Source organism: uncultured Croceicoccus sp., from assembly GCF_947496385.1.
Taxonomy (GTDB): Bacteria; Pseudomonadota; Alphaproteobacteria; order Sphingomonadales; family Sphingomonadaceae; genus Croceicoccus.
Genome location: NZ_CANMCP010000029.1, coordinates 1 through 6,899, shown reverse-complemented (window position 1 = coordinate 6,899; position 6,899 = coordinate 1). Strand labels below are relative to the sequence as shown.

Annotated in this window: 4 protein-coding genes and 1 pseudogene; all 5 read left to right on the top strand. The window is 52.8% G+C overall.

What is annotated here, in order from left to right; genetic code table 11:
• The first annotated feature begins 235 nt into the window (after positions 1-235).
• Positions 236-1,546, top strand: a complete 1,311-nt coding sequence (locus tag Q0897_RS15790; protein ID WP_299310364.1) for a UDP-N-acetylglucosamine 1-carboxyvinyltransferase — start codon at positions 236-238, stop codon at positions 1,544-1,546.
• A gap of 31 nt (positions 1,547-1,577) precedes the next feature.
• Positions 1,578-2,567 carry a UDP-N-acetylmuramate dehydrogenase gene (gene murB, locus Q0897_RS15785; RefSeq protein ID WP_239807438.1) on the top strand — a complete coding sequence of 330 codons (990 nt, stop codon included), beginning with the start codon at positions 1,578-1,580 and terminating at the stop codon, positions 2,565-2,567.
• 113 nt (positions 2,568-2,680) lie between these two features.
• Complete coding sequence (locus tag Q0897_RS15780; RefSeq protein ID WP_299310361.1) at positions 2,681-3,994, top strand: oligosaccharide flippase family protein; 1,314 nt, start codon at positions 2,681-2,683, stop codon at positions 3,992-3,994.
• 121 nt (positions 3,995-4,115) lie between these two features.
• A complete protein-coding gene (locus tag Q0897_RS15775) occupies positions 4,116-5,495 on the top strand; it encodes a hypothetical protein (protein WP_299310359.1) in 1,380 nt (459 codons plus the stop codon).
• 99 nt (positions 5,496-5,594) lie between these two features.
• A pseudogene (locus Q0897_RS15770) lies at positions 5,595-6,719 on the top strand (IS3 family transposase).
• Positions 6,720-6,899: the final 180 nt, after the last annotated feature.

The following is a 6,899-nucleotide window of genomic DNA, read 5'->3' as shown; positions in this document are numbered from 1 at the left end:
AATTATTGATATTTCCCAGTGGCATCACGTCGTTATTATTTTGAAGTGCAACGCTCATTGGAAATCAATGTTCAAATCGATGAATAACAATTTTTCCAAAAAATGCTAATGAATGTCGTGCATCATTAGCACCAAGGTTGTGCTGCACTGCGGCATATGGCAAAGGGTTTTGGCAAGCGAGCAATGCATCTTACGAGTACGCTTCGTTTGTCATTTATAAATATTAGGGTGAACGATGGACGCTGAAATTTTTGGTGGAGCTCAGCCCAAGGGGCGAGTTCGGGTCAGTGGCGCAAAGAATTCAGCTACGCGATTGCTCGCGGCTGGACTCCTGGCTGATGGCCCCGTCGTTCTCAACAATTTTCCGACCAAGCTTGTGGATGTTGGTCATAAGATCGAATTTTGCCGTCAGATTGGCGCAGTCATCGATGTGTCTCATGTAGACAATATGGTTCGTATCGATCCAACGGGTTTGGAATCTCGCATTCTAACCCGTGAGCAGTTCGATATTCCGATTCGTACGACTTATCTTCTGGCGGCAGCACAGATTATGCGCTCCGGAATTGCCCGTATCCCTTATCCGGGCGGTTGCCCGATTGGTGGAGGTGCTGGCGGTGGGCGTGGATATGACCTGCATGCGATGGTTTGGGAGAAGCTTGGCTGCATCGTTACCGAACGCGATGATCATATCGAGATCACCGGTAAGGGCTTTCGCGGCGGTGAAATCGTCTTTCCTATCTCGACAGTGGGTGGCACAGAAAATGCATTGCTTTGCGCCAGTATTGCCGAAGGTACGACGGAAGTTCTCAATGCCTATATCACACCGGAAATTGAAGATCTGATCAAACTCCTTCGCAAGATGGGGGCGCAGATCGAGGTATACGGAACAAGTCGTATCGTGATCGAGGGGCGACGCGTGCTGACCGTCGCTAACCACACGGTAATGGCCGACCGGATCGAGGCGCTTACCTGGATTGTGTATGCAGCCCTTTCCGGTGGAACATTGACCATTGAAGACGTCCCTTTTGGCTCGATGGAAGTTCCGTTGCTCCATCTCGAAAAGGCGGGTATCGATTTGTTTCGAAACAGCAATAGTGTGCATGTTTCACCGGCGTGCTTAACTGCAGGGGCGGTTCAGCCCTTCGAGCTCGCGTGCGGAACGCATCCGGGTGTAATTTCGGACATGCAGGCTTTTTACGTCTTGCTTGGCGTGGTGGGGGCAGGAACCTCTCGGGTGTTCGACTATCGCTATCCCGAGCGGATCGGTTTCGTCGCCGAGTTGCAGAAACTCGTCGATCGGCCATGTTTGGAGGCAAAGCATGGCGCAATCACCATTCGCGGCCCCGCCGGTTTTTCACCAGGAGAGGCAATATCAACGGATTTGCGTGGTAGCATGGCTATCGTGATTGCCGCATTATGCGCCGATGGCCGATCAGTCATAAAAAATGTGGAGATGGCGCTCCGCGGTTACAACGACCTGCAAACGAAGCTGCGGAAATTGGGTATTGGGTTTAACACATTTGAGCCGGCTACGGTCGGATCTTAAGTCAATTTCCGGTTTGGAGACGCGGGCAGCGATGGCCGACCGATATCAATCTCTTTTGACTGCACTCGCCGAGCATGGCAGCGTACGTATAGGGGTCGATGTACCATTGCGTACCATTGCCCGATGGCGAATCGGAGGCCCCTGCGACGTATTGCTAGAACCGTTGAACCAAGACGGCTTGTCTTGCACTCTTCGCGAGCTCAACGGAAGCGGGCTACCGTTTGTCGTGGTCGGAGACGGATCAAATCTGCTTTTCGATGATGCGGGGTTTCGCGGCGTTGTCATTCGCATCGGACGCAACTTGTCGAACTTTGCAATCGAAGATACTCGGGTTACGGCCGAGGCTGGCATATGGATTCCGAACTTCGTCCGTCGCGTAGGATGTGCTGGCCTTAAAGGGGCTGAGCATGCGGTCGGGATACCTGGAACGCTAGGCGGGCTGCTCGTGATGAATGGGGGAAGCCAGCGCAAGGGCATCGGTGAGAACGTGGTGAGTGTCACCGGCATTGATATGCAGGGCGAGCGGATCGTGCTTACTCGCGAAGAATGCAATTTTTCTTATCGCTCATCGGTCCTCCAGGAACTGAAGCTCGTCGTGGTCGAAGCCGAATTTCAATTTGAGCGTACAGATGCAATGGAGTCGCGCCATGAAATGATCGGGATCATGGCATCGCGCAGAAAGAAATTTCCCCTGCGTTTACCGAATTGTGGATCTGTCTTTCTTAGCGATCCGGCGATGTACGAAATCGTGGGGCCGCCGGGAAAGGTGATCGAGGACGCCGGGTTGCGCGGTACGCGAATTGGCGACGCACAAATTGCGGAAAACCATGGTAACTTTATTGTAAATCTGGGCGCGGCGAGCAGTAAAGACGTTCTCTCGTTGATTCACATGATCAGGAACACCGTCCATGATCGCACTGAATTCTGGCTCCGATGCGAAGTTCGCTATCTGTCACCGGAAAGTGGAGATATCATTCCGGCGCATCTGGTGCCGGCGGGCGGGAATGGCTCTATCCACTGAAATACGCCGCATTTTCGTTCAATGTTGTAAAGTTGACCCTTCTCTTTTCCAGTGCCTGAATTGAAAAGTGCATGCACTTTGTTCGAGGCCTCAATTAATAGAAAAATCTTCTAATGATCAAGGCGCTCGTACAAAAGCTTTTCGGTGGCGCCGCTAGCGGCGTATTTCGTGGTATGGCTCAACTGGCGACCGGCACGATCGCGGCTCGGCTGGTCGGTTTGGCAACGACACCTTTGATCACACGTCTCTACACACCGGCGGAATACGGTACTCTATCTGTCTTTACGGCATTGATCGCGATGATTGTTCCTTTCATGGCGCTGCAGTATTCGTCGGCCATCCCGCTTCCAAAACACGACGGCGTTGTAGCCAATCTTCTCGCGGCCGTCGCAATTATGACCGGTGTTACGGTCTTGATCGTTAGCCTTGCAATTTTGTTTTTCGGACCCGTATTGGTTGAGTATTTTTCGGCGAAAGCGATTGGCGATTATTTGTGGCTCTTGATCATCGGTGTCGTGGGTGCGGGCGCGTATGAAATTGCTTCCATGTGCGCGACACGCCGGCGCGATTACAAACTCATCGCCAAAACGACGATTATTCAATCCTTCGCCGGGCGCGGTGTTCAACTAGCTTTGGGGTATCTCGGCTTCAAGGCGATAGGCCTCCTAATTGGTCAGATCGTCACACAATCTGCCGGGATAGCCAGTTTGCTAAAAAGCACTTTCGAAGATTTGAAGCGAACGCGACGCTTTGTCACGCCTAAGCGAATGATATTTGCGCTGAGTCGGTTCCGCGCTTTTCCATTTTACCGACTTCCGTCGCAACTCTTGCTCAGCTTTTCGAATGAAGTCCCCATCTTATTTGTTGCGGGCTTGTTCAACACCGGCGTTGCGGGTCAGTTCGGGCTTGCGGCGAGCATGACTGCGCTGCCCATGCGCCTCGTCGGAAATGCCGTAGGTAAAGCCTATTATGCTGAGGTAGCGGCGCTCGGAAGGAAGCGAGGGCAAGAGATATACGATTTGACCAAACAGGTCGTTGTTCGCATGATCGCGATCTCCTTGCCTCCCACGATCGCCCTTCTGCTATTTGGTTCGGAAATGTTCGCACTCGTTTTCGGAGAAAATTGGCGCTTAGCGGGATCAATAGCGAGCATCCTGTCTTTATATCTTACGGCACAGCTTGTGTGCGGAACAATTACACAGGGTTTGGCGGTAATCGGTAAAGACCGATTTTTTCTTATTTTCAATATTGAGAGAACTGCAAGCGTTGCAATAGCGTTTGGCCTAAGCTACTATTTCAAGCTAGGCATTTTGAATACCACTCTCATGTATAGCATTTTACTATCCTCTCATAGAGTAATACAAAGCATTATTACTTTAAGGCTTCTTAGATCGCATGCTCAGAATTTAAGCGGATCGTTTGAGTAGCTTAATTTTTGGTGGGGTAGGCAATTTTAAGCTAGTCTCTGGCTTATCATCTAAACTGCATGAGGTTATTAATATGTTGCCAAGTATGGTTGATAAGGGTCAAGATTCTAGTAGTATAATCATGTACGAACTGAACGAAGTTCCTTGGGCGATTATCGACTGGTACGTTGCGCGGAAGCCTGAATCTAATATTGCATGCATCCTGGGGTGCTCGAGAAGCTATACGACGAATTCAACCGATCAGGGGGAATTGCATCCTTGGGTCACTTGGCCAACTCTCCATCGGGGGGTTAACAATACTGTTCATGGCATCGAATTTCTGAATCAAGATTTGACTGAGGCGTCCGCGTTTCCGCCTCTATGGGAGACAGCGGCGGCTGCAGGTAAGAAAGTCGGGGTGTTCGGAAGTCTTCAATCATACCCTGTACCGCAAAACCAGACCTATGCATTTTACGTGCCAGATACGTTCGCTCCTAAGCCTGATGCCTATCCAGCAAAATACGAGGCTTTGCAGGAGCTCAACTTGCGTCAAACCGCAAGTGATGGGGGAATCGTTTCGAGCGTAAAAATCGATAGGAGCGTTTTTTCGAACGTAGTCCGTCTGTTTCGGGTGGGGCTATCTATTCGTACAGTTTTTCGAATAGCGAAGCAGCTAATGCGGGAACGTATAAATCCTGCTTACAAAACGCGACGTGCGGTTTTCCAAGCTCCAATTGCATTCGATGTTTTTTTACATGCGTTTAAGAATAACCCGCCCCAGCTCTCTACCTTCTTCTCCAATCACGTGGCAGGAATGATGCACCGGTATTGGAAGCATGGACTACAAAATAACAAAAGCGATCACAATCCCGATCCCGTGCGTGCCGGCAACATCGAATTTGCGATGGATGTCGCAGATGAGCAAATAGGCCGTCTTCGAAATCTTGCTGACAGAACGCGTGCGCAGTTTGTTATCTTGTCAAGCATGGGCCAGGCTCCGATCGAGCGGAGGGGGGGAGACCAGCTTCGGATTGAAGCGATTGATCGTTTTGTAAGTGCGATTGGATTTCATGCACCCTATACGTCCCAGCTTGCAATGCATCCTGACTTTAATTTCAGCTTCGAAGCAAACGATCATGCCGAATTGTTTGCAGAATTGGTGAAAAAGGTGAAGCTCCCGGATGGTCGGCCACTCGCCTATAAGGTCAACGTCAGCGGAGCGACGGTAAACATCGGGGTCGCGCAGCCTCGCTCGTCCACCGGGGAAGACTTCATTTCTATAGCTGATAGCGAAAAGGAAGTTCCGTTCGTCCAAGCCGGACTTCGCCGGTTTGCCCGCGATATAGGAACAGCGTATCATATTCCCGAGGGGATAATGATCTGGTACGATGCCGAAAGCAAACCCGACATGTCCAGGTCAAACATTGATAGTCGCGCAATACGATCCCAAATTCTTGCCGCAATCGGGATCGATGAACCTCAATCCTACCCCAATTTTGAGAAAGAAAATCTAGTAGCCTGACTTTGCATTAAAAGCTTCATTCTTCCCTTGTGCCTGGTCTGAGCCCCTAGATCTCCTCCAGTGATAAGTAGAGTCCGGCCCTGAGAAGGAGACAGACGAATGAAGCGGAGCAGGTTCAGCGAGGAGCAGATCATCGCTGTGTTGAAGGAGCAGGAAGCGGGGGATCAGTTCAGCGAACTTTTACAAGTGGAAGTCCAAGTATGGCGGGCTGGAAGTGTCCGATGCCCGGCGGCTGCGCCAGCTGGAGCAGGAGAAGGCGCGGCTGAAGAAGCTGCTGGCAGATTCGATGCTCGACAACGCCATGCTCAAGGAGATCAGCGCAAAAAATTCTAGCGCCCGGTGCCAGGCGGCAGGCGGTGGCTCATCTCCAGGAGGTCTTCGAGGTGAGCCAGCGCCGTGCCTGCACGGTGCTGGGCGTGGATCGGACCATGGTGCGCTACGTCAGTCGTCGGCCTGACGATGCGAAGGCGCGCGAGCGCATTGGGGAACTGGCCAGCCAGCGTAGCCGGTTCGGCTATCGGCGGCTGCACTGGCTGCTGTGCCGGGAAGGATGGGCGATGAACCACAAGAAGTTCCGGCGGCTGTATCGTGAGGAACGACTACAGGTGCGCCGTCGTGGCGGTCGCAAGCGGGCTTTGGGCACAAGAGCGCCGATGACCGAACCAGCGCTGGAGCCTCGACTTCGTGTCCGATGCCTTCGCCTGCCGGCGCAGCTTCCGGATCTTTGCGGTCGTCGACGACTATAGCCGCGAGTGCGTGCGCCTGATCGCCGACACGTCGATCTCCGGCGCTCGGGTCGGGCGTGAGCTCGATGCAGCGGTGTTCGAGAGGATAGCACGGCCCCACACCATCGTCAGCGACAATGGTACCGAACTGACCAGCACGGCGATCCTGCGCTGGTCGAAGGAGCGCAACGTCGAGTGGCACTATATCGCACCGGGCAAGCCCTATCAGAACGGGTTCATCGAGAGCTTCAACAATCGCCTGCGGGACGAGATCTTGAACGAGGCGATCTTCGCTAGCCTCGCCCACGCCCGCCAGGAACTGGAAGCCTGGCGGCACGACTACAACCACTTCCGGCCCCACTCGAGCCTCGGGAACCGAACCCCGGCCGAGATCGGGGCAGGATCAAGCGGCAAACCGTATCGGGGGCATGCCCCCGATACGGTTGTTGCCATCACGCCCAACGACGGGCATCAAAACGGTCCAAGGCTCTACTCCTAGCTGGTAGAAACTTCGGGCTCAGACCAGTCAGAAAACGGCGGTTGCAGTGATGATACTGCTGGCACAAAACTGTATCCCTTGCGACCGTGGTAGGTCGCCCGGCAATTAGGCCGTGTTCACAAAAGACCTCGTCCGTAGGTTGGCTGCGGCAAGGTTAAGGGAGCTCTCTGAGGACAGGAC